General features: G+C 72.3%; 23 protein-coding genes. 12 read left to right on the forward strand and 11 right to left on the reverse strand.

Going from position 1 to position 21,782, the window contains the following annotated elements:
- The 3 genes from IH25_RS0130220 to thpD all read left to right on the forward strand — a co-directional run.
- Positions 1 to 580, forward strand: a 580-nt coding sequence (locus IH25_RS0130220; RefSeq protein WP_030617735.1) for an aminotransferase class III-fold pyridoxal phosphate-dependent enzyme, incomplete at its 5' end; no start/stop codon positions are given.
- A 75-nt stretch (positions 581 to 655) separates the two neighbouring features.
- Positions 656 to 1,060 carry an ectoine synthase gene (locus tag IH25_RS0130225; RefSeq protein ID WP_030617739.1) on the forward strand — a complete coding sequence of 135 codons (405 nt, stop codon included), beginning with the start codon at positions 656 to 658 and terminating at the stop codon, positions 1,058 to 1,060.
- Between the two features lie 5 nt (positions 1,061 to 1,065).
- Positions 1,066 to 1,959: an ectoine hydroxylase gene (gene thpD, locus IH25_RS0130230; RefSeq protein WP_030617741.1), complete on the forward strand. Its 894-nt coding sequence runs from the start codon at positions 1,066 to 1,068 to the stop codon at positions 1,957 to 1,959.
- 84 nt (positions 1,960 to 2,043) lie between these two features.
- Here thpD and IH25_RS0130235 read toward each other — a convergent pair whose 3' ends face one another.
- Positions 2,044 to 3,105, reverse strand: coding sequence for an alkene reductase (locus IH25_RS0130235; protein WP_030617744.1), 1,062 nt, complete (start codon positions 3,103 to 3,105; stop codon positions 2,044 to 2,046).
- Between the two features lie 145 nt (positions 3,106 to 3,250).
- On the opposite strand from IH25_RS0130235, the gene IH25_RS0130240 reads away from it, so the two are divergent.
- A complete protein-coding gene (locus IH25_RS0130240; protein ID WP_051754232.1) occupies positions 3,251 to 3,814 on the forward strand; it encodes a MarR family winged helix-turn-helix transcriptional regulator in 564 nt (187 codons plus the stop codon).
- Here IH25_RS0130240 and IH25_RS0130245 read toward each other — a convergent pair.
- The 3 genes from IH25_RS0130245 to IH25_RS37930 form a co-directional block, all read right to left on the reverse strand.
- The gene (locus IH25_RS0130245; RefSeq protein ID WP_030617748.1) at positions 3,763 to 4,824 is read right to left on the reverse strand and encodes an aminotransferase class V-fold PLP-dependent enzyme; all 1,062 of its coding nucleotides are present in this window, start codon (positions 4,822 to 4,824) and stop codon (positions 3,763 to 3,765) included. The two genes, IH25_RS0130240 and IH25_RS0130245, sit on opposite strands and share 52 nt — an antisense overlap.
- Before the next feature lie 118 nt (positions 4,825 to 4,942).
- Positions 4,943 to 5,662, reverse strand: a complete 720-nt coding sequence (locus IH25_RS0130250) for a DsbA family oxidoreductase (protein WP_030617752.1) — start codon at positions 5,660 to 5,662, stop codon at positions 4,943 to 4,945.
- A gap of 191 nt (positions 5,663 to 5,853) precedes the next feature.
- Positions 5,854 to 6,198 carry an MmyB family transcriptional regulator gene (locus tag IH25_RS37930; RefSeq protein WP_245172921.1) on the reverse strand — a complete coding sequence of 115 codons (345 nt, stop codon included), beginning with the start codon at positions 6,196 to 6,198 and terminating at the stop codon, positions 5,854 to 5,856.
- Between the two features lie 4 nt (positions 6,199 to 6,202).
- Between IH25_RS37930 and IH25_RS42610 the strand changes: the two genes are divergently transcribed.
- Together IH25_RS42610 and IH25_RS0130260 are read left to right on the forward strand one after the other, a co-directional pair.
- Entirely contained in the window at positions 6,203 to 6,427 is a 225-nt protein-coding gene (locus IH25_RS42610; protein WP_245172924.1) for a hypothetical protein, read from the forward strand.
- Positions 6,428 to 6,494: 67 nt separating this feature from the next.
- On the forward strand, positions 6,495 to 7,235 hold the full coding sequence (locus IH25_RS0130260) for a protein kinase family protein (protein WP_245172922.1): 741 nt from the start codon (positions 6,495 to 6,497) through the stop codon (positions 7,233 to 7,235).
- A gap of 184 nt (positions 7,236 to 7,419) precedes the next feature.
- On the opposite strand, the gene IH25_RS0130265 is transcribed toward IH25_RS0130260, so the two are convergent.
- Positions 7,420 to 8,418 carry a GlxA family transcriptional regulator gene (locus IH25_RS0130265; RefSeq protein ID WP_030617760.1) on the reverse strand — a complete coding sequence of 333 codons (999 nt, stop codon included), beginning with the start codon at positions 8,416 to 8,418 and terminating at the stop codon, positions 7,420 to 7,422.
- A gap of 49 nt (positions 8,419 to 8,467) precedes the next feature.
- Here IH25_RS0130265 and IH25_RS0130270 point away from each other — a divergent pair, with 49 nt between their 5' ends.
- Entirely contained in the window at positions 8,468 to 9,844 is a 1,377-nt protein-coding gene (locus tag IH25_RS0130270) for an MFS transporter (protein ID WP_051754235.1), read from the forward strand.
- Here the strand turns inward: IH25_RS0130270 and IH25_RS0130275 are convergent.
- The gene (locus IH25_RS0130275) at positions 9,822 to 11,351 is read right to left on the reverse strand and encodes an aldehyde dehydrogenase (NADP(+)) (protein ID WP_030617763.1); all 1,530 of its coding nucleotides are present in this window, start codon (positions 11,349 to 11,351) and stop codon (positions 9,822 to 9,824) included. The genes IH25_RS0130270 and IH25_RS0130275 overlap by 23 nt on opposite strands.
- Before the next feature lie 145 nt (positions 11,352 to 11,496).
- On the opposite strand from IH25_RS0130275, the gene IH25_RS0130280 reads away from it, so the two are divergent.
- From IH25_RS0130280 to IH25_RS0130300, 5 genes are all read left to right on the forward strand, one after another.
- Positions 11,497 to 12,270 carry an IclR family transcriptional regulator gene (locus tag IH25_RS0130280; protein WP_030617765.1) on the forward strand — a complete coding sequence of 258 codons (774 nt, stop codon included), beginning with the start codon at positions 11,497 to 11,499 and terminating at the stop codon, positions 12,268 to 12,270.
- A 52-nt stretch (positions 12,271 to 12,322) separates the two neighbouring features.
- Entirely contained in the window at positions 12,323 to 12,823 is a 501-nt protein-coding gene (locus IH25_RS0130285) for a GNAT family N-acetyltransferase (RefSeq protein WP_030617768.1), read from the forward strand.
- A 65-nt stretch (positions 12,824 to 12,888) separates the two neighbouring features.
- Positions 12,889 to 14,343, forward strand: coding sequence for a peptidoglycan D,D-transpeptidase FtsI family protein (locus tag IH25_RS0130290; protein ID WP_030617770.1), 1,455 nt, complete (start codon positions 12,889 to 12,891; stop codon positions 14,341 to 14,343).
- A gap of 291 nt (positions 14,344 to 14,634) precedes the next feature.
- Positions 14,635 to 15,204, forward strand: coding sequence for a SigE family RNA polymerase sigma factor (locus IH25_RS0130295; RefSeq protein ID WP_030617773.1), 570 nt, complete (start codon positions 14,635 to 14,637; stop codon positions 15,202 to 15,204).
- Entirely contained in the window at positions 15,201 to 16,049 is an 849-nt protein-coding gene (locus tag IH25_RS0130300; RefSeq protein WP_030617776.1) for a hypothetical protein, read from the forward strand. The genes IH25_RS0130295 and IH25_RS0130300 overlap by 4 nt, the downstream gene beginning before the upstream one ends.
- 25 nt (positions 16,050 to 16,074) lie before the next feature.
- Here IH25_RS0130300 and IH25_RS0130305 read toward each other — a convergent pair whose 3' ends face one another.
- From IH25_RS0130305 to IH25_RS0130325, 5 genes are all read right to left on the reverse strand, one after another.
- Positions 16,075 to 16,872 (reverse strand): HAD family acid phosphatase, encoded by a 798-nt coding sequence (locus tag IH25_RS0130305; RefSeq protein ID WP_030617780.1) that lies wholly within the window; start codon positions 16,870 to 16,872, stop codon positions 16,075 to 16,077.
- Between the two features lie 80 nt (positions 16,873 to 16,952).
- The gene (locus IH25_RS0130310; RefSeq protein WP_030617784.1) at positions 16,953 to 18,068 is read right to left on the reverse strand and encodes a pectinesterase family protein; all 1,116 of its coding nucleotides are present in this window, start codon (positions 18,066 to 18,068) and stop codon (positions 16,953 to 16,955) included.
- Positions 18,069 to 18,123: 55 nt separating this feature from the next.
- Positions 18,124 to 19,440 (reverse strand): pectate lyase family protein, encoded by a 1,317-nt coding sequence (locus IH25_RS0130315; protein ID WP_030617787.1) that lies wholly within the window; start codon positions 19,438 to 19,440, stop codon positions 18,124 to 18,126.
- Positions 19,441 to 19,554: 114 nt separating this feature from the next.
- Positions 19,555 to 20,334 (reverse strand): rhamnogalacturonan acetylesterase, encoded by a 780-nt coding sequence (locus IH25_RS0130320; protein WP_030617788.1) that lies wholly within the window; start codon positions 20,332 to 20,334, stop codon positions 19,555 to 19,557.
- Between the two features lie 98 nt (positions 20,335 to 20,432).
- Positions 20,433 to 21,767, reverse strand: a complete 1,335-nt coding sequence (locus IH25_RS0130325; protein WP_030617791.1) for an ABC transporter substrate-binding protein — start codon at positions 21,765 to 21,767, stop codon at positions 20,433 to 20,435.
- Positions 21,768 to 21,782: the final 15 nt, after the last annotated feature.

The raw sequence follows: 21,782 nt of genomic DNA on the forward strand, positions 1-21,782 counted from the left end.
GTGCGAGCGGCAGGACATGCTGCTCATCGTCGACGACATCCAGATGGGCTGCGGCCGTACCGGCGCCTTCTTCTCCTTCGAGGAGGCCGGCATCACCCCGGACATCGTCACCGTGTCGAAGTCGATCAGCGGATACGGCCTGCCGATGTCGCTGTGCCTGTTCCGGCCGGAGCTGGACGTGTGGGAGCCCGGCGAGCACAACGGCACCTTCCGCGGCAACAACCCCGCCTTCGTCACCGCCACCGCCGCGCTGGAGACGTACTGGACCGACGGCTCGGCCATGGAGAAGCAGACCCGCACCCGCGGTGAGCAGGTCGAGCGGGCGCTGATCTCCATCACCGAGGAGAACCTCGCCGACGTCAAGGAGTACCGCGGGCGCGGGCTCGTGTGGGGCCTGGAGTTCCACGCGAAGGACCGGGCCGCGCGGGTCGCCCGGCGCGCCTTCGAGCTGGGGCTGCTGATCGAGACGTCCGGCCCCCAGGGCGAGGTCGTCAAGCTGCTGCCCGCGCTCACCGTGACCCCCGGGGAGCTGGACGAGGGCCTGAGCATCCTCGCCCGCTCGGTCCGCGAAACCGCTTAGAGACCCGCACCGAGACCGTACCGAGAACGCCTGCGAACCGCCCGGCACGGCCGGGCAAGGAGGAAGAGCACCACCGTGATCGTCCGATCGTTCAAGGAGATCGAGGGCACCGACCGCCATGTGAAGGCGGCGTCGGGCACCTGGGAGAGCAAGCGGATCGTCCTCGCCAAGGAGCGGGTCGGCTTCTCCCTGCACGAAACGATTCTGTACGCCGGGACGGAGACGTCGATGTGGTACGCCAACCACATCGAGGCCGTCGTCTGCACCCGGGGCGAGGCGGAACTCACCGACCACGAGACCGGCACGACGTACACCATCACGCCCGGCACCATGTACCTCCTCGACGGGCACGAGCGGCACACGCTGCGCGTCAAGGAGGACTTCCACTGCATCTGCGTGTTCAACCCGCCGGTCACCGGCCGGGAGGACCACGACGAGAACGGCGTCTACCCCCTGCTCACCGAGCCCGAGGAGGTGTGAGAACCATGACCACCGCCACCGTGAAGAATCTCTACCCGACCCGCGGCACCGCCGAGGTGACCGTCCCCCGCCAGGATCCCGTCGTCTGGGGCGCCCCGGACACCCCGGGTCCGATCGCGACCGCCGACCTCCAGCGTTACGAGCGGGACGGCTTCCTCGCCGTCGATCAGCTGATCACGCCGGACGAGGTCGAGATCTACAAGCGTGAGCTGGACCGGCTGGTCTCCGACCCGGACGTCCGCGCCGACGAGCGCTCCATCGTGGAACCGAAGTCGAAGGAGATCCGCTCGGTCTTCGAGGTGCACCGGATCAGCGAGGTGTTCGCGAACCTGGTGCGCGATCCGCGCGTGGTGGGCCGCGCCCGGCAGATTCTCGGCTCGGACGTGTACGTCCACCAGTCCCGGATCAACGTCAAGCCGGGCTTCGGCGCGAGCGGCTTCTACTGGCACTCGGACTTCGAGACCTGGCACGCCGAGGACGGCCTGCCGAATATGCGGACGGTGTCGGTCTCGATCGCGCTGACCGAGAACCTCGACACCAACGGCGGCCTGATGATCATGCCGGGTTCGCACAGGACGTTCCTGGGCTGCGCCGGTGCCACGCCGAAGGACAACTACAAGAAGTCCCTCCAGATGCAGGACGCGGGCACCCCGTCCGACGAGGCGCTGACCGCCCTGGCGAGCGAGCACGGCATCCGCCTGTTCACCGGCAAGGCCGGCTCGGCGACCTGGTTCGACTGCAACTGCATGCACGGCTCGGGCGACAACATCACGCCGTACCCGCGCAGCAACGTGTTCATCGTGTTCAACAGCGTGGAGAACACGGCGGTCGAGCCGTTCGCCGCGCCGGTGCGACGACCGGAGTTCATCGGGGCACGGGACTTCACGCCGGTCCGGTGAACCCGTCCACGGGGCCTCGCCGGCCCGGTGGAACTCGTCCGTGAGGGCCTCCGCGCACCGGCCGGAGGCCCTCGCGGCGCGTGGTCACAGCGTCGGGTAGTCCGTGTAGCCCTCGGCCCCGCCGCCGTAGAAGGTCGCCGGGTCGGCCGGGTTGAACGGGCCGCCGGCCCGGAGGCGGGCCGGGAGGTCGGGGTTGGCGAGGAACAGCCGGCCGAAGGCGACCAGGTCGGCCGAGCCGTCCTCGATCAGGGCGAGGGCGTCCGGGCCGGTGGGGCCCTCGGTCGCCGGGTTGAGGACGAAGGCCCCGCCGAAGCGCTTGCGCAGCACGGGCGTCAGGGCGCGGAAGTCCGCGCTCTCCATCACGTGCAGATAGGCGAGGCCCAGCGGCTCCAGCGCGTCGAGCAGCGCGGTGTACTCCGGCTCCGGCTCGGGCTCCTCGATGTCGTTGAGGGGGTTGCCCGGGGAGATCCGCAGGGCGGTGCGGCCGGGGCCGATCGCCTCGGCGACGGCCCGGACGGCCGCCACGGCGAAGCGGACGCGGCCCGCCACCGAGCCGCCCCAGCCGTCGGTGCGCCGGTTGCTGCCGGGCGCCAGGAACTGGTGGATGAGATAGCCGTTGGCGCCGTGGAGTTCGACCCCGTCGAAGCCGGCCTCGACGGCGCCCCGGGCCGCCGCCGCGAAATCGGCGAGGGTGGCGTGGATCTCCGCCTCGGACAGTTCCCGGGGCGTGACGAAGTCCTTGGGTCCCTGGTGGGTGTAGACCTGGCCGCGCGCCGCCACCGCCGAGGGGGCGACGTTGACCAGGCCCTCGGGCAGCAGGTCGGGGTGGCCGACGCGGCCGGTGTGCATGAGCTGGGCGAAGATCCGGCCCCCGGCGGCGTGCACGGCGTCGGTCACGGGGCGCCACGCGGCGATCTGCCCGGCGGTGTGCAGACCGGGGGTGTCGGGGTAGCCCTGGCCGACGGCCGAGGGCTGGATCCCCTCGGTGACGATCAGTCCGGCCGAGGCGCGCTGGGCGTAGTACGCGGCGGTCAGGGCGGTGGGCAGCCCGCCGGCGGCGGCGCGGCTGCGGGTCATCGGCGCCATGGCGATGCGGTTGGCCAGCCACAGGCCGGGGAGGTCCACGGGGTCGAAGGCGGTGGTCATGGGTACTCCCGAGAAGAGTTAGTTGGTCGGCCAAGTAGCTCGGCACGGACCACCTTAACCCATTCATTGGTCGACCAATCAAATGGCGGTGAGTACGCTTCGGGACCGTACGGACGGGATCTACGGACAAGCGCGGGAGCCACCCATGGACGCCAGCAACGAACCGGCGACGGCACACGCCGCCCGGCACTCCCGCGCCGAGCTGCCCGCCGCCGCGCGGGGCGGACCGGTCGGACACGCGCTGAGCCGGGTGGCCCGGCTGCACCGCACGGCCGCCGCCGGACTGCTGCGCGGGCTCGGCCTCTACCCGGGCCAGGAACTGGTGATGATGCACCTGTGGGAACGCGGCCCGGCCCGGCAGTCGGAGCTGATCCGGCTGCTCGGGCTGGACCCGTCCACGGTGACGAAGATGCTCCAGCGGCTGGAGCAGGCCGGCCATGTACGGCGGCTGCCGGACCCGGCGGACCGGCGCGCGGTGCTCGTGGAGGCCACGGAGTCCGGGGCGCGGCTGCTGGACGAGGTGGCGCGGCTGTGGAGCACGCTGGAGGAGGAGAGCTTCGCCGGGCTGTCGCCCGCCGAGCGCGAGCAGCTGCTGGGGCTGCTCGGCCGGGTCGAGGCCAATCTGTGCGCGACGGCCGGGTGCGAGGGCCGGGACGGTCAGGCGGACAGCGCGGCCAGCAGGCGGTCCACGTCCTCGGGCGTGTTGTAGAGGTGGAAGGCCGCGCGCAGATGGCCCGCGCGGTCGGAGACCTCGATGCCCGCCGCGCTCAACTCCGGCTGCCGGGCGCCCAGTCCGGGCACCGAGACGATCGCCGAGCCGGGGGCCGGCACCGGCTCGTGGCCGAGCGCGGCGATCCCAGCGCGGAACCGGTCGGCGAGCGCGGTGTCGTGGGCGTGGATCGCCGGCACGCCCAGTTCCTCGACGAGTTCGAGGGACCGGCGCAGTCCGGCGAAGGTGAACAGGGCGTGGGTGAGGTCGAACCGCCGGGCCGAGTGGGCGAGTTCGGCCACCGGGCCGTAGCAGCTGTCCCACGGGTGCTCGGCCGCGACCCAGCCGGCGAGCAGCGGGGTGAGTCCGCCGAAGTCCTCGGGCACGGTGAGGAAGGCGGCGCCGTGCGGGCCCAGCAGCCACTTGAAGGCGACGCTCGCGGTGAAGTCGTAGGCGTCCGCGTCGAAGGGCAGCCAGCCGGCGGCCTGCGAGAAGTCGACGTAGGTGCGGGCGCCGTGGGCGCGGGCGGCCTCGCGCAGGGCGGGCAGGTCGGCGAGCCGGCCGTCGGCGGACTGCGCGGCGCTGACCGCGACGAGCGCGGTGCCCGGCCGGACGGAATCGGCGATCCGCTCCAGCGGGACCGTGCGGACCTTGAGGTCGCCGCGGACGTGGAAGGGGTTGAGCACGGAGGTGAAGTCGTCCTCGGCGGTGAGGACTTCGGCACCCGCGGGCAGCGCGGCGGCGATCACCCCGGTGTGCGCGGCGACCGAGGCGCCGGCCGCGACCCGGGTGGCCGGGACGCCGGCGAGCCGGGCGAACGCGGCCCGGCTCGCCTCCACGTCCTCGTACAGCGGGGTGAGCGGCCGGCCCTCGGCCCGCAGCAGCGCCGCCTCGTTCAGGGCGGCGACGGTACGGGCCGGCAGCAGGCCGTTGCTCGCGGTGTTGAGGTAGGTGCTCCGGGGCCGGAACTCGGCGCGGACGAGGCGGTCGAAGGTCTCCGTGGTCTGCATGGGACCACTCTGCGTCCCCCGGAACTCCCCGTCCATTGCGAATTTTCCCGTGGCACCTCGTAGTAGCCCTTATACGACGCCCGTGACCTGCGGGTTTCGGCCGTGCCGTCTGCCGTTGTCAGCCGTGCCGCGGAACCGCGCAGCCGTCCGGGCCGCAGGCGTCGGTGTCCTCCTGGCCGACCAGCCGCAGCGGGGAGCGCTCGCCCCAGGCCTGGGTCAGCGCCTGGGTGAAGACCTCGGCGGGCTGGGCACCGGAGACGCCGTACGTGCGGTCGAGGACGAAGAACGGCACGCCGGTCGCACCGAGCTGGGCGGCCTCGCGCTCGTCGGCGCGCACCTCCTCGGCGTAGGCGTCCGGGTCGGCGAGCACCGCGCGGGCGGCCCCGGCGTCCAGTCCGGCCTCGGCGGCCAGCTCCACCAGGCGCTCGTCGCCCTCGGAGAAGACGGACCGCTCCTCGGCGAAGTTCGCCCGGTACAGGACCTGGATCAGCGCGTCCTGCCGGCCGTGCTCCTTGGCGAAGTGCAGCAGGCGGTGCATGTCGAAGGTGTTGCCGTGGTCGCGGCCCCGGGTGCGGTAGTCCAGGCCCTCGGCGGCGGCCTGGGCACCGAGGTTGTCCTCGCCGGCCTGCGCCTGGGCCTCGCTCATGCCGTACTTCCTGGTCAGCATGGTGATCACCGACTGCACATCGCCCTTGGCCCGGCCCGGGTCCAGCTCGAAGGACCGGTGCACCACCTCGACCTCGTCACGGTGCGGGAAGGCAGCCAGCGCCTTCTCGAAGCGGGCCTTGCCCACGTAGCACCAGGGGCAGGCGATGTCGCTCCAGATCTCGACGCGCATGTCTTTCCGCTCTTTCCGGGTCGTACGGGCGCGGGGGATCTCCCCGGGCCGGGTACGTGAACGTTCAAGCAGGCCGGGGTATTCCCGGCCGCACCACCATCGGGGCCCCCACGCCCGGTGGGACTGAGCACAGCGAGCGCCTCGCCGCCTGCCAGAGCGGCCGGGGCCGGCCCGGGGAGGAGGACGCGGCGTCACCGTGCGTACAGCCGGTCCAGGGACGCGCGGCTCTTCTCGTCCGCGGCGCGGTAGACCAGCAGACGCAGTTCCGGGTCCTGGAGCGGCAGCAGGACTTCGAAGTCGACGGTGATCGCACCGGCGGCCGGATGCCGCAGCACCTTCCGGCCGCGTCCGTTGACGCCGACCTCCCGCTGTGACCACAAACGGGCGAAGTCCTCGTCCTGAGCGGCGAATTCGGCGATGAGACCGGACAGTGCCCGGTCCTGCGGGTGCGCGGCCCATGCCGCGCGCAGGTGGGCGATGCCGTCCCGCAGCACCTGCTCCCCGGACGGCAGGGTGTCGCCATGCGTGTTCTCCACCTGGATGGGCGTGGGGAACGTTCACGACGCTCCGTTCGGCGCTATCCTCGGCGGCCCCGAGATGGCGCAGGCCAACGCGGTCATCCGGCAGGCGACGCACGGCGCTTCCCCCTCTCGTGGCTGTGGCCCGGACAGCCCGTGCGGTCCGGACAACGAAAGCGACGAGGGTCCCGACAACGGGGAATGCACCCCCGGTTTTCCGGGCAGTTCGTGTTCCCCGAGGAACTGAGCGGCATATGAGCGCAGATACTCCAGAGTCCGAGATCCTTCCACTCATCCGGCAGCACACGGGCGAGGTGAGCAGCATCCGGCGGACCGAGCGGGGTTTCAGCTCGGATCTGACCGCCCTTGTGGACTGCGAGAAGGGAGTGTTCTTCGTCAAGGCGGTCCGCAACCGTGCAGGAGGGCGGCGTACGTCACTGATCCGGGAACAGATGATCAATGATTACACGAGCCCGATCGCGCCGCCCCTGCTCTGGGAAGTCGAAGAAGACTGGCTGATCCTGGGCTTCGAGGCGGTGCGGGCGCGGACGGCGGATCTCGCGCCCGGCTCCCCGGACGTGCCGAAGGTGGTCGATCTCGTCTGTCGGATCGGGGAGTTGCCTCTGCCCCCGGTCGCCGAGCACTGGACCGAGACCCGGTGGGACCGCTTCACGGCAGACCCCGCCGAGAGGTCGTTGTTCCGGGGTGGCTCCCTGCTGCACACGGACATCAACCCGGACAACTTCCTGATCGGCTCCACGCGGAACTGGGTGGTGGACTGGGCATGGCCGACCAGGGGCGCGGGATTCATCGATGTCGCCCTCCTGGTCGTGCAGCTCATCGCGGCCGGCCACGATCCGGGTGACGCCGAGCGGTGCGCTACGCAGTGCCGTGCATGGCACCAGGCGCAGCCCGGGGCGGTGGACGCCTTCGCGGCAGCCGGCCTGCGCATGCACCGGTTCTACGCGGAGCGCAACCCGGATGCCGCGTGGCTGAACGCCATGGTGGCCGCCTGCCAGGCATGGACGGAGCACCGCGGAATCGTCGTCGGCTGAAGACCGTACAGGGAAGGCCTTCCGCGCTGGACGAATCCAAGGGGGCGCGGCAACACCGCCGGTACGGCACCGAGGTGTTCACGGCTGCGCCGGCACAGCTCGGTGCCCTTGGGAAAGTACTGCCGCAGTAGTCCGTCGGTGTTCGCCGGGTAGCGGGGAACACACGGGCCGGGACGGCGCGCCTTCAGGCCACGGCGGGCGTACCCGGCCCGGGCGGGTGGCCGTGCCTGCTGAACTGGGACCGGTACGCGCTCGGGGTGAGGCCGGTGCGGCGGACCAGGTGGGTGCGCAGGGAGTCGGCGGTGCCCAGGCCGCAGGCGGCGGCCACCTGGTCCATGGGCAGCCGGGTGGTCTCCAGCAGCTCCTTGGCCCGCTCGATGCGCTGGTGCAGCAGCCACTGCAACGGGCTGACCCCGCTCTCGGCCTGGAACCGGCGGGTGAGGGTGCGCACCGAGACGCCGGCGTGCCGGGCCAGGTCGGTCAGGGTGAGCGGCTTGTCCAGGTTGCGCATCGCCCAGCCGCGGGTGTCGGCGCAGGCGGTGCCGCGCTCGGGCGGCAGCGGGGTCTGGGTGAACTGGGTCTGCCCGCCGGGCCGGACCGGGGCGACCAGGGCGAGCCGGGCGACCTCGTTGGCGATGGCGGCGCCGTAGTCGGTGCGGACGATGTGCAGGCACAGGTCGATGCCGGCGGCGTAGCCGGAGGCGGTCAGGAACGGGCCGTCCTGGACGAACAGCACGTCGCCCTGGAGGTCGATCTCGGGGTGGCGGCGGCGCAGCTCCCCGGCCTGCGCCCAGTAGGTGGTGGCCTTGCGGCCCTTGAGCAGGCCCGCCTCGGCGAGCGAGAAGGCGCCGGAGCAGATGGAGGCGATGCGCTTGCCCGCCGCGGCGGCCTCGCGCAGCGCCCCGACCACCCGGGGGTCCGGGGTCAGGGGCCGGCCGGTGCCCGCGACGATCACGGTGTGCGCCTCGCGCAGCGCCTCCAGGCCGTGCGGCACGTACAGGTCCAGGGTGCCGGTGGTGGGCATGGGGCCGGGCTCGGGCGCGCAGATCACGACCTCGTAGCCCGGTTCGCCGTCGACCCGCACCTTGTCGAAGAGCAGCTCGGGGATGGCGAGGTTGAACATCGACACGGGCGGGGACGCGACGACGGCGACACGCAGCATGGCCAGAACCTCCGGATGCATGGCATTCAGGCCACTACTGTAGGCCGGAAAGGATCAGCACCATGGCCGTATGGCGAACGCGAAGACTCTGACGACCCATCAACCCACAAGCCAGGGCGGGGAAACGGGTACCGCGCCGGTGCTCACCCTCGTGGCGGCCATCCTCGGAAGCGCCCTGATCACCCTGGACTCGACCATCGTGACCGTCGCCCTCCCGGCGATCGGCTCCTCCCTCGGCGGCGGGATGTCCGGGCTCCAGTGGGTGGTGGACTCCTACACCCTCGCCCTGGCCGCGCTCATGCTCTCCACGGGCGCCTTCGCGGACCGGGCCGGGGCGAGCCGCGCGTACGCCGTGGGCATCACGGTGTTCACGCTCGCCTCGGCGGCCTGCGGGCTGGCGCCGGGCCTGCCGGCGCTGATCGGCGCGCGGACGGTGCAGGGGGCGGCGGCGGCCGTGGTGCTGCCCGCCTCGCTGGCCCTGGTGCGCCAGGCCTACCCGGATCCGGTCCGGCGCGGCCGGGCGGTGGCCACCTGGGCGGCGGGCGGTTCGACGGCGCTGGCCCTCGGTCCGATGGCGGGCGGGCTGCTGACCACCTGGTGGGACTGGCGGGCGATCTTCTTCGTCAATCTGCCGCTGGGCGTGGCCGCGCTGGTCCTGCTGGTGCGCGCGCCCCGCTCGGCGCGCCGGCCCGCGCCGCTGGACCTGCCGGGCCAGGCGACGGCCGTACTGGCCCTGACCGCGCTGACGTTCGCGGTGATCGAGGGCGGTACGGCGGGCCTCGTCTCCGGTGCCGTGGCCGTGGCCGCCGCCGTCGCGTTCGTACGGATCGAGACGCGGCGGCCGCACCCGGTGGTGCCGCTCGGGTTGTTCCGCGACCGGACGGTGCGGCTGGCCGTGGCCACCGGGTCGGCGTCCAGCGTGGCGTTCTACGGGATGGTCTTCGTGTTCTCGCTGTTCTTCCAGCAGGTACAGGGCCGTTCGGCGCTCGCCGCCGGGCTGCTGTTCCTGCCCATGACGGGGGTGATCGCGACGACGAACGTGGTGGCCGGCCGGCTCGCGGGGCGCTACGGCGCCCGGGTGCCGCTGCTCATCGGCCAGGCGCTCGCGGTGGCCGGCCTGCTGGGCCTGTTCACCGTGGGCACCGGCACACCGGCTGGGGTGGTGGCGGTGCTGCTGGTGCCGATGGCCGTCGGTGTGGCGCTGGCCATCCCGGCCCTGACCGCGGTGCTGCTGGACGCCGTGCCGGCCGAGCGGGCGGGGGTGGCCGCCGGGGTGCTCAACGCGGCCCGGCAGGTGTCCGGCGGCCTTGGGATCGCGGTGTTCGGCGCCCTGGTGGACGACGGTTTCGCCGCTGGACTGCGGGCGAGCCTGACCGTGGCGGCGGCCCTGCTCGCCGTGACGTTCCTGCTGGGCTGCCGGCGGGTTACCGCTCCAGCCGGCCGTTGAACCGCCGGGGCAGGCCGAGGGGGTTGTCGTCCTTCAGTTCGGCCGGCAGCAGCGCCTCCGGCGCGTTCTGGTAGACGACCGGCCGCAGCCACCGCTCGATGGCGGTGCCGCCCACGGAGGTGGAGGTGGAGGTGGTCGCCGGGTAGGGCCCGCCGTGGTGCTGGGCCGGTGCCACGGCCACCCCGGTCGGCCAGCCGTTGACCAGGACGCGTCCGGCCAGCGGGGTCAGCTCGGCGAGCAGTTCCGGCCCCCGGCCCTGGCCCGCGGCCTCCTGCGAGGAGAGCTGGACCGTCGCCGTGAGGTTGCCCGGGAGCCGGGACAGCACGGCCTTGGCCTCCTGCTCGTCGGCGTAGCGGGCCACCACCGTGACCGGCCCGAAGCACTCCTCCAGCAGCAGGTCGTGCTCGCCCTCCGCGGTCAGCTTCGCCGCCGGCACGGTGAGGAAGCCCGCGCTGACGGTGTGCTCGCCGCCCTCGCCCGGGGTGACGGGCGCGTCCACGTCGGACAGCTCGGCGCGCTCGGCCACACCGGCGATGAAGTTGTCCCGCATCCGGTGGTCGAGCAGCACCCCGGCGTCGGTGCCGGCGACGGCGTCGGCCAGCGACTTCACCAGCTGGTCGCCGGCCCCGCCGGAGGGCACCAGCACCAGGCCGGGCTTGACGCAGAACTGGCCGACGCCGAGGGTCATCGACCCGGCGAGCCCGTCGCCGATCTCCTCGGCCCGCTCGGCCGCGGCGGCCTCGGTCACCAGGACCGGGTTCAGCGAGCCGAGTTCGCCGTGGAACGGGATCGGCACCGGGCGCGCGGCGGCGGCGTCGAACAGCGCCCGGCCGCCGCGGATGGAACCGGTGAAGCCGGCCGCGGCGACCAGCGGGTGCTTGATCAGTTCGATGCCCGCCTGGAAGCCGTGCACCAGGCCGACGACGCCCTCGGGGATGCCGTGTCCGGCGGCGGCCCGGCGCAGCACCTCGGCGACCCGCTCGGACAGGGCCGGGTGGTCGGGGTGGGACTTGACCACGACGGGGCAGCCCGCGGCGAGCGCGCTCGCGGTGTCGCCGCCGGCGACGGAGAAGGCGAAGGGGAAGTTGGAGGCGGAGTAGACGGCGACGACGCCGAGCGGCACCTTGTAGCGCCGCAGGTCCGGCACGGGCGGGGTCGCGGTGGCGTCGGGGTGGTCGATGACGACGTCCAGGAAGGCGCCCTCGTCGACGATGTCCGCGAACGCCCGCAACTGGTAGACCGTGCGGGCGAGTTCGCCGGACAGCCGGACCTGGCCGAGGGCGGTCTCGGCGTCGGCGGTCTCGACCAGGGCGTCCCGGGCCGCGTCCAGGCCCGCGGCGGCCGAGCGCAGGAAGGCGGCGCGGACCGCGCGGTCGGCGAGCGCCTCGCGCGCGGCCTGCGCCGCCCGGACGGCCGCGTCCACCTCCTGGGCTGTGGCCTCGACCGCAACCTGTTCGCGCTGCTTCCCGGTGCGCGGGTCGACACTCCAGACTGGTGCTGCTGCCACCGCGGGTCCCTCCAAAAGGCCGCACTTATTGAACCTGTGCGTCACCCATCAGCCGCGTTCGATATACTGAACACTGTCTCTGATGATGAACGCTGCTCGGAGACTATATATCTCAGGTCCTCGTCGAACGAAGGGGTCAAGGGCGATGACGGCAGGCGAAGCAGGGGGCGGGGCGCAGGTCAAGTCCGCGGTACGGACCGTGGAATTGCTCGAGTACTTCGCCGGCCGGCCCGGTATGCACTCCCTCGCGGCCGTCCAGGAGGCCGTGGGCTATCCCAAGTCCAGCCTGTACATGCTGCTGCGCACGCTGGTGGAGCTGGGCTGGGTGGAGACGGACGCCACGGGCACGCGGTACGGCATCGGGGTGCGGGCGCTGCTCGTGGGCACCTCCTACATCGACGGCGACGAGGTGGTGGCCGCCGCCCGTCCGACCCTGGACCGGCTCTCCGACGACACCACGGAGACCATCCACCTGGCCCGGCTCGACGGCACCAACGTGGTCTACCTGGCCACCCGCCAGTCCCAGCACTACCTGCGCCCCTTCACCCGGGTCGGCCGCCGGCTGCCCGCCCACTCCACCTCCCTCGGCAAGGCGATCCTCGCCACGTACACCGACGAGCAGGTGCGCAAGCTGCTGCCGGAGACGCTGCCCGCGCTCACCGAGCACACCATCACCGACCGGGAGCGGCTCATCGAGGAGCTGCGCCAGGTCCGCGAGCAGGGCTTCGCGGTCGACCGCGAGGAGAACACGCTGGGCCTGCGCTGCTTCGGCGTGGCCATCCCGTACCGCACGCCCGCCCGGGACGCCATCAGCTGCTCGGTCCCGGTGGCCCGGCTGACCCCGGCCCACGAGCAGATGATCAAGGACGCGCTGTTCGACGCGCGCGACCGCCTGACCCTGGCGACCCGCCGGCTGTGAGCCGGGCGGCCCAGGTGTGCCGTCCCGGGAGGGCACACCTAGGCTCGGTCGTATGGAGATCGCGCTGCGCGCCGTCCGGGACAGTGACGTGCCGGTGTTCCACCGCCAGATGACCGACCCGGAGGCCGTCCGGATGGCCGCGTTCGGGCCGGAGGACTGCACCGGCCCGCAGGCCTTCGCGGCGTACTGGCGGCGCCTGTGCGCCGGCTGCGCCGTCCTGCGCACGGTCCTGGCCGACGGGGCGGTGGCGGGCAACGCGGTGGTGTACGGGGAGGCCGGCGAGCGCGAGGTGTCGTACTGGATCGACCGCGCGTACTGGGGCCGGGGCGTGGCGACGGCCGCGCTGCGGGCCCTGCTCGCCGAGGTCCCCGAACGCCCGCTGTACGCCCGGGCGGCGGCCGACAACACGGGCTCGCTGCGCGTCCTGGCCAAGTGCGGCTTCCGCGAGACGGCCCGCGCCCGGGGCTTCGCGAACGCGCGGGGCCGGGAGATCGAGGAGGTCGTGCTGGTGCTGGGCGGCGGGGCGGGCGGCCGTCCGGAGTCCGCCGCCTGAGAGCCGGATGAAAAGGCGGGGCGTACGGGAACGATCGGCACCGTTCCACTCGTCTTCCGTGCGGGATGAACAAGACGATCAGGCGGGCGTCCGTCTTCGCGCTGCTGCTCGTGCTCGCCCTGCTGGTCAGGGCGACATGGCTGCAGTTCTACGACGGCCAGGCCCTCGCGGACGACAATCACAACCGGCGGAACGTGATCGCGACGTACTCGCGTCCCCTGGGGAACATCATCGTGGCCGGGGAGGCGATCACCGGTTCGGCGAGGACGAAGGGAAGCGATCTCGCGTACAAACGGACGTACACGGACGGCGAGCTGTACGCGCCGGTGACCGGCTACGCCTCGCAGGCCTACGCCCCCACCCAGCTGGAGGGCATCTACACGGACCTGCTCAACGGCACGGACAACCAGCTCAAGACGGTGATGGACACCGTCACCGGTGAGCGCCCCGACCCGGGCAACGTGCTCACGACGATCGACCCGGCCGTGCAGAAGGCGGGCTATCGCGCGCTGGGCGGCAAGAAGGGCGGGGCCGTCGCGATCGACCCGAAGACCGGGAAGATCCTCGCGGTGGTCTCGACGCCATCGTACGACCCCTCCACGCTCACCGACGCGAACACCGCGGGCAAGGCGTGGAAGGCGCTCAACGCGGACAAGGACAAGCCGCTCACCAACCGCGCGCTGCGCCAGCCGCTGCCGCCGGGCTCGACGTTCAAGCTCGTCGTCGCCGCGGCCGCGCTGGAGGACGGGCTGTACAAGGACGTGGACCAGCCCACCGACAGCCCCGACCCGTACATCATGCCGGGCACGGTGCAGCCGCTGAACAACGAGAACAAGTCGGCGCCGTGCAAGAACGCCTCCATCCGGGTCGCGCTGCGCTACTCCTGCAACAACGTCTTCGGTCACATGGCCGTCGAGCTGGGGCAGGACAAGGTCAAGGAGATGGCCGAGAAGTTCGGCTTCAACGACGACGAGCAGGACGTGCCGGTGCGCGCCTACGCGAGCGTCTACCCCTCGGACATGGACAAGGCGCAGACGGCCCTGTCGGGCATCGGCCAGTTCGATGTCACGGCCACCCCGCTCCAGATGGCCATGGTGTCCGCGGCCATAGCCAACGGCGGCAAGCTGGTCTCGCCGCACATGGTCTCGCAGATCACCGACAGCGGGGGTGATGTGCTGAAGGACTACGACGACGGCACCGAGACCTCGGAGGTCATCGGCTCCACCACCGCCGAGCAGCTCCAGTCGGCGATGGAGACGGTGGTCAAGGACGGTACGGGCACGAACGCGCTGATCGACGGGGTGACCGTCGGCGGCAAGACCGGCACCGCGCAGCACGGCGAGAACAACAGCAAGACGCCGTACGCCTGGTTCACCTCCTACGGCAAGTCGGACGCCAATGGCAAGGAAGTGGCCGTCGCGGTCATGGTGGAGCAGTCCGACGCGGCCCGCTCCGAGGTGAGCGGCAACGGCCTGGCGGCGCCGGTGGCGCGGGCCATGATGCAGGCGGCGCTGAAGTAGCGGCTGGAAAAGCACCGCCCGTGGCGCCCCGGCAGGGGGCGGGGCGCCACGCACTCCCCCGGCCCGTCCGGCGCGGATTCCCCCTCCTTCTCCCCTTCTGGTGAACCCTCTTCGGGTCGTTTCCGTGTTCCCTGGGTGAGTTCGGTCGGTCATACGGTGTCCGACCCCCCGTACGAGAACACCGAAACGATCACTGCTACGCTTCCGGATCTCCGTCCGGGCCTCCCTGGACCCTCGCATGTCATTCACATGACACTCACCTCCAGAGCGCGCATCGAGAAGAGGTCACCCGTGGGCACAGTCGTCGACGACGCCGCCTCCGTGGAGTTCCATGCCTTCTTCGAACGGCACTACGCCGAACTGGCCCGTCTCGCCCATCTGCTGACCGGCGAGGCGGACGCCGCGGACGACCTGGCGGCGGACGCGCTGCTGGCGCTGTGGCACCGCTGGGACCGGGTGCGCGCCGCCGACCGGCCGGTGGCGTACGCCCGGGGCGTGGTCGCCAACCTGGCCCGCACCCGGATCCGCGGCGCGGTGCGCGAGCGGCGGCGGATCGCGCTGTTCTGGCCGCGCGGCGAGGAACGGACCGAGAACCCGGACGTGGCCGGCGTGGTGGACGTCCAGGAGGCCTTGCGCAGGCTGCCGTTCCGGAAACGGGCGTGTGTGGTGCTCCGGCACGCGTTCGACCTGTCGGAAAAGGACACCGCGCTCGCGCTCGGGATCTCGGTGGGTACGGTTAAGAGCCAGACGTCCAAGGGCATGGCCGAACTCCAGCGGCTGCTCGGCCCGCAGGGCGACCCGCGGCGGGTGCACGCGGCGATGGCGGCCCGGGTCGGCGAGAGCGGAGGAAGGAACCGATGAGGCGGCAGGACGTGCACGACGAGCTGCGCGCCCGGCTGCACGAGGCGGCCGGGGCCCATGAGCCGGACCGCGCGCGCATCCTGGCCCGGGTGGAGCGCGGCATGGCCGAGCCGTCCCGCTCCGGCCACCGGGCCGTGCGCCGGCCGGTGGTGGGCTGGTTGCGGGTGGCCTCCGCGACGGCCGCGGTGGCCGGTGTGCTCGCGGTCGGGGGCTACGCGGTGGCGTCCGCCGTGAAGGACGACCCGCCGGCCCGGCGGACGGTGGCGGTGTCCCCGACGCCCAGCGCGTCGCCGGAGCGCTCCACGGCCCCGGCGTCCCCCGCCCCCACGGCGCGCCCGACGCCCGGCAAGGCCGCGGGCGAGCCGCCCCGCACACCGTCCTCCTCCCCCTCCTCGGCCACCCCCGAGGCGACCGCCTCGGCCGGTCCGCCGCCGGCCCGCGCCGAGCGGAACGGCCCGCTGTGGTCGGACGGTTCGGTGGACCCGCACAGCAACGACTTCTGGGCGCAGAGCAATCTGACCCTGAAGACGTCCGCGCGGCTCGAGTCGCTCACCGTCGAGCTGAGGATCGCGCAGACCGGCGGGGTGACCTCCACGGGCGCCTGGCGCTCGCTGCCCGAGGCGGACTTCGCCCAGAGCGTCGTGGAGCGGGACGGGTTCGTCGTCTACACCTGGACGCTGAAGCCGGGGCGTACGGTCCCGGCGGGCCAGTGGGTGTTCGCCGGGCAGTACGACCACGCCCGCGGGGGGCGGGACGCCAAGGACGACGGCTACGTCATGACGGGGACCGCCGACGGGCACACCTACACGGTGACCGGCGACTTCGCCCCGCACGACCGCTCCTAGACCCTGGCGCCCGCCGGCCCGGGCGTCAGGAGACGAAGTACGTCGGGTTCGGCAGCTTGTAGGCGTGGTCGGCGTAGCCGCCCCCGAGGTCCGAGTACTGGTCGCCGAAGTTGGCGATGATCTCGTAGCCGAGGTCCTGCTCGATGTGCTTGCGCGTCGCGGACTTGAACTGGACCGTGGTGCACTTCCAGCTGCCCGGGGTGGCGCAGTCCTTCAGGTAGGCCGGCGGGTTGGCCTTGTCCTTGAGGAACATGTGGGCGGGGTCCAGGTTGACGTCGGCGCCGACCTTCTTCAGGTTCGCCACCGCGGCGGCCCGGCGGGCCTCGCCCAGACCGGTGTTGTAGAAGACCTCGACCCCCTTGGACTCGGCGTAGCGCACCAGTTCCGGGCTGCCGAAGACGGCCGGGCGGTCGGCCCGGTCCACGTACGCGTTCCAGTCGGCGTCGTTGTACGTGTAGTTGGTGCGCTTCTCGTAGTCCAGGCTGAGCAGCAGCGTGTCGTCGATGTCGAAGACCACGGCCGGCTTCTCGCCCCGGCGGTGCGCCTTGCGGGCGGCCTTGTCGAGGTAGCTCCTGGCGTCGGCGTCGATCCGCGCGAGCTCGCGGGCGTACGGGCTGTCCGGGGACGCCTGGTAGACGCCGTTCGCGTCGACGGTGGTGCCGTAGTAGGAGTCGATGTCCTTCACCAACTGGCCTATGTTGTACGGCTCGTGGGTGGAGTTGGCGGTCGACTGGCCGGCGGTGGCCGCGCCCGCGCCGTACAGCGCCGCGCCGGCGACGGCACAGGCGGCGCCGGCCGCGAGGACCCCGAGGGACTTCCGCATGGTTCTCCGATCCGGTGGATGAGAGTGATGTACCAGGTCGGAGACTGTCTACGCGCATCACATCGAGACCGCGAGCCCTGTTACCCGATCGATATGCGTGCCCCTTCCCGGGGACGCCAGTCGCGGAGGTAGGCGGCCGGGGTGTGCAACGCGGCCTCGGCGGCGGTGAGCTGCGGCCGGTTGGCCGGAACACCGACCACCGCGCCCGGCCCGGAGTTGCGGTACTCGCCGAAGCGCATGGACTGCCAGGGATAGGCGTCCCGCATATTGGCGTAGGGCGCCACCGGGTCGACGCCGGGCCCGATGACGCTGTCCCGCACGACCAGCGCCGGCCGGGCCGTGGTCTCGCTGGACGGCACCCACGGCCGGGCCAGCTTGTACGCCCGGTCCGGCGCGCCGGAGGTGAACCGGCAGCGCACGGCGAGCATGCCGTGCGGGTTGGCCCGGGCGGTGGAGGGCGCGAAGACGAAGCCGTAGGGCGGGGCGGACAGGTCGGTGCGGTCCAGCGTGCGGAAGCGGCAGTGCTCGTACACGGCGGTGGCCCGCCCGAAGACGAAGTCGACGTCGCCCTCGATGTGGCAGTGGGCGTAGTACTGCCGGGCGAAGACGGACAGGGCGGTGGAGTCGGCGTACAGGGTGTCCTGGTGGCCGAGGAAGCGGCAGTGCCAGAAGGCGCTCCGGTCGCCCTGTGCCTTGAGGGCGACGGCCTGGGTGCCGGTGGTGCCGGGGTGGTCGGCGCGCAGCCAGTCGTTGGCGAAGGTGATCCAGCGGGCGGTGAACCCGTCGGCCTGGACGGTGGTCGTGGCCGAGCCGCTGGTGCCGTGGGTGCCGCCGCCGGGCGTGGGGGTGCCGGCCGCGTTGTCGTAGACGATCACCACGTCCCGCGGGTCCTCGGAGGCGCCGATGAAGGTCATCTCCGTACGGCCGGCGTCGACGGTGACCGTCTCGCGGTAGGTGCCGGGGGCGATGACCAGGGTCCGGCCGCTGCCCGTGGCGGCGGTCACCGCGGCCTGGACGGAGGTGAAGTCGCCCCGGCCGTGCGGGTCGACGTACAGGGTGCCCGGGGTGCGGCGGCGGTCCGGGGAGCCGTGGCGGCCGAACGGGCGGGTGCGGGCGTGTGCGGGGGCCGGTGTCAGGGCGAGCGCGGCGGCGGCGCCGGTGCCCGCGGTGAGCAGGGCCCGTCGGGACAGGGGCATGGGAGTCCTCCCTCTCGGAGTGGCCGGGGCGCGGGGCGCCCCGGCCGGGAACGGGTCAGCGCAGGTGTCCGGCGCCCGCGTGGCGGCCGACGATGCCGGGGACGGCCTGCGGCCGGTCGACCCGGGTGCGCAGCTCGGGGGTCCAGCCGGCGCCGGCCCGGAGGGTCTCGCCGGGCACCTCGGCGTTGTGGACGGCGAGGAGGTCCACCGGGCTGCCGTTGACGTAGTTGCCGGCGGTGGTGACCGGCGCCTCCTTCCACTTCTTCAGCACCGCACCGGCCCGGACGCCGTCCGGCAGGGTGAAGGCGTTGTGCTCGGCGACGAGTTGCGACTCCATGCCGATGCCGTAGGTGTAGGAGTAGCCGTCGCCGGCCACGAAGTGGTTGTTGTACGAGTCCACTTGCCCGAAGCGGACGCGCGGGGCCCGCTCGACCAGGTTCCGGAACAGGTTGTGGTGGAAGGTGACCTTCAGGTGCCCCCGGTCGACGGCGGCGGTGGCCGCGCTGTCGCTGTTGCCGACGAGGATCGTCTTGTCGTGGTCCTCGAAGACGTTCCAGGAGGCGGTGACGTAGTCGGCGCCCTTGACGACGTCCAGTTCGCCGTCGTGCTGCTGGTAGATCCGGCCGTAGTACGACGGCAGGGTGCTGTCCGGGTGGTCGCCGTCGGTGAAGGTGTCGTGGTCGATCCACACATGGGTCGAGCCGTACACCACGGCGCTGTCGTACTCGGAGTTCCAGTTGCCGTCGGCGGTGTCGGTCGGGTCCCACTGCGGGAAGCAGTCGAGGGGGCTCTCGAAGGTCAGGTTGCGCACGATGACGTTGTCGACGCCCTTGATCTGGAGGCTGGCGCCCTTGAATCCGGCGTCGCGGCCGATGCCGACGATGGTGGTGTTGGCGGGGACGGCCGCCTTGATGAAGGCGTCCTGGCGGGCGGCGGAGGCGCGGCGCAGGCCCTCGGGGCTGCCGTCGGGCTCGGCGTCGAGGGTCGTGGCGCGGCCCCACACCGCCGGGTCGTAGGTCTTCAGATAGGTGGCGAAGTCGTAGCCGGGCACGGCGAAGGAGTCGCAGCCCGGGCCGTCGGCGTCGAGGGTGCCCTGCACCCGGACGATCTTCGGCGCGCTGCCGCCGTCGGCGAGGGCGGCCTTGAACTGCTCCCAGGTGGTGACGGTGTAGACGTGCGTGGAGTCGGCGGCGGCCCCGCCGGTCGTCCCGGTGCCGTAGGCGGCCCAGCCGTCCCGGGCGGCCAGCACCTGCCGGTCGGGGCCGGTGTGGTGGGCGGGGTGGGCGGACGCGGTGCCGGTGACGGCGAGGACGAGGGCGGTGGCGCCCACCAGCGCGCTCATGACCCGTCCATGACATCCCTGTGTACGCACTGTGCGGCTCTCCTCGATGACTCGGTGGCTCGGTGGCTTTGTGGCTCGACAGCTCGACAGCTCGACAGGCCGACAGTTCGACTGCCGGGACGGCTGACGACTCGGTGGCGCGGGTCAGGACGCGGGTGCGGGGGGCCAGGTGATCCAGGACGCCGGGACGTCCTCGTCCAGCCGGCGGACGTCGCGCGGGGCCAGCACCCGGGTGCGCAGCAGCTCGCGCGCCACGAGCCGGGCCACGGCGATGGCGCCCGGCGGGTTGAAGTGCGTGTTGTCCTGCTCGGTGGCGGTCCAGTTGAAGTAGGTCTTCGTCTCCTCCGCCCCGAGCCGCTGCCACAGCGCGAGCGACAGCGCCTGGATGTCGAGCAGCGGCACCTTCTCCGCCTCGGCGAGCGCCCGCACGGCCGCCGGGTAGTCGCCGTGGGTGGGCTGGGCGGTGCCGTCGGCGCCGAACCGGCGGCGCTCCACGGAGGTGGCGAGGACGGGCCGGGCGCCCCGGGACCGGGCGCCGTCGAGGTACAGCCGCAGATACCGCTGGTACGACGTCCACGGCTCGGTGTAGCGGGTGGGGTCGGTGGCCTTCTCGTCGTTGTGCCCGAACTGGACGACGAGGAGGTCCCCGGGCCGGATCACGGCCAGGACGGCGTCCAGCCGGCCCTCGTCCACGAAGCTCTTGGAACTCCGGCCGTTCACCGCGTGGTTGGCGACCGTCAGCTCCTTGTGGAGGAAGAAGGGCAGGGCCATGCCCCAGCCGGTCTCGGGAGCGGCGTCGGCGTATTTCTGCGCGGCCGTCGAATCACCGGCGAGGTAGAGGGTCCGCGCCTCCTTCCGGGGCCGCCCGGCGAGGGGGACGGCGGCGACGGCGGCGGACGTGACCTGTCTGCGCGTGAGGGACACGATCAGTACCTTTCGAACACGGGGAAGGGTGCGGGGGAACCGCGCGCCCGGCCACGCCGGGCCGGCCCGCGGTCCCCCACGACCACGGCCGTCCGGGCTCAGTGGTTGTTCTTCCAGTCCGCCTGGGCCTTGTCGAGCTGGTCGGCCAGCAGGTCCAGGAACTCCTTAGCGCTCATCTTGCCGAGCAGCACTTTCTGGAAGTTGGGCTCGTTGTCGGCCTTGGAGATGGTGTTCCAGTCGGGCAGGTAGTACGGCAGCTGCACGATCTTCGTGCCGGCCCCGTCCAGCGCCTCGGCCGCCAGCTTCGCCGGCTCGTTGGCCCGCACCCAGGCGTCGTGCGCGGCCTCGGTGTTGGCCGGCACCGACCCGGCCGACTCGTTCCACTTGCTGTTGGACTCGTGGGAGGCGGCGAACTCGATGAACTTCCAGGCGGCGGCCTTGTTCTTGCCGGACTTGAACAGGGCGAGCCCGTCGACCGGGTTGGAGACCTGCACCCGTGTCCCGTCGTCCAGGGTCGGGCTGGGGATGCCCCGGAACCTGCCCTTCAGCGCCTTCTCGTGGTCGGCGTAGGAGCCCAGGTTGTGGCTGAGCATGCCGATGGTGCCGGAGTCCCACTGGGCGACCATCTTGGTGAAGTCGTTGTTGACGTCGGCGGACGGGGTGTTCTTCTTGTACAGGCCGGTGTACTTCTCCAGCGCGGCCACGTTCTTCGGGTCGTTGACGGTGGTCTTGTCGCCGTTCCAGAAGGACGTGATCCCGCTCTGCCCGTACATCGCGTCCAGGGCCTGGGCGATGGAGCCCTCACCGCCGCGAATGGTGTACCCGAAGGCGTTCTTGTCCTTGTCGGTGAGCTTGTCGGCGGCCTTGTAGAACTTCGTCCAGGTGGTCGGCGGCTCCAGCCCGGCCGCGCGGAACAGGTCGGTGCGGTACCACAGCGTGCCGTTGTTCGCGGACGTCGGCACGGTGTACGTCTTGCCGTCCCCGCCGGCCGCCTTCACGCTCTGGAGGAACTTGGCGTTGAGCTTGCCGCTGAGCGGGCTGTCGGCCAGCCGCTGGTCCAGCGGCTCCAGCGCGCCCTGCGCGGCGACCTCGGCCAGCATCGCCGTGCCGACGCCGCCGACGTCCGGCAGGCCGCCGCCCTGGATCGCGGTGTCGTACTTGGACTGCGCGCTCGCGGCCGGCACTCCGACGTACTTGACCTTGATGTCGGGGTACTTGTGCTCGAAGTCGGCGATGATCTGCTTCCAGACGTCGGTGCGGACACCGCCGTTGTTGTCCCAGAAGGTGATCGTGCCCGTGCCGGAGCCCTCGTTCCCCTTCCCGCCCGCGCTGCCGCTGCCGTCGTCGCCGCAGGCGGTGGCGGTCAACGCGAGGGCGGAGCCCAGGGCCACGGCCAGGGCGGCGCGCCTGCTTCTGCGGATGCTGCTGTTCATCGGTCGGCTCTCTTC

The sequence above is a fragment of the Streptomyces achromogenes subsp. achromogenes genome, from assembly GCF_000720835.1.
GTDB lineage: Bacteria > Actinomycetota > Actinomycetes > Streptomycetales > Streptomycetaceae > Streptomyces > Streptomyces achromogenes.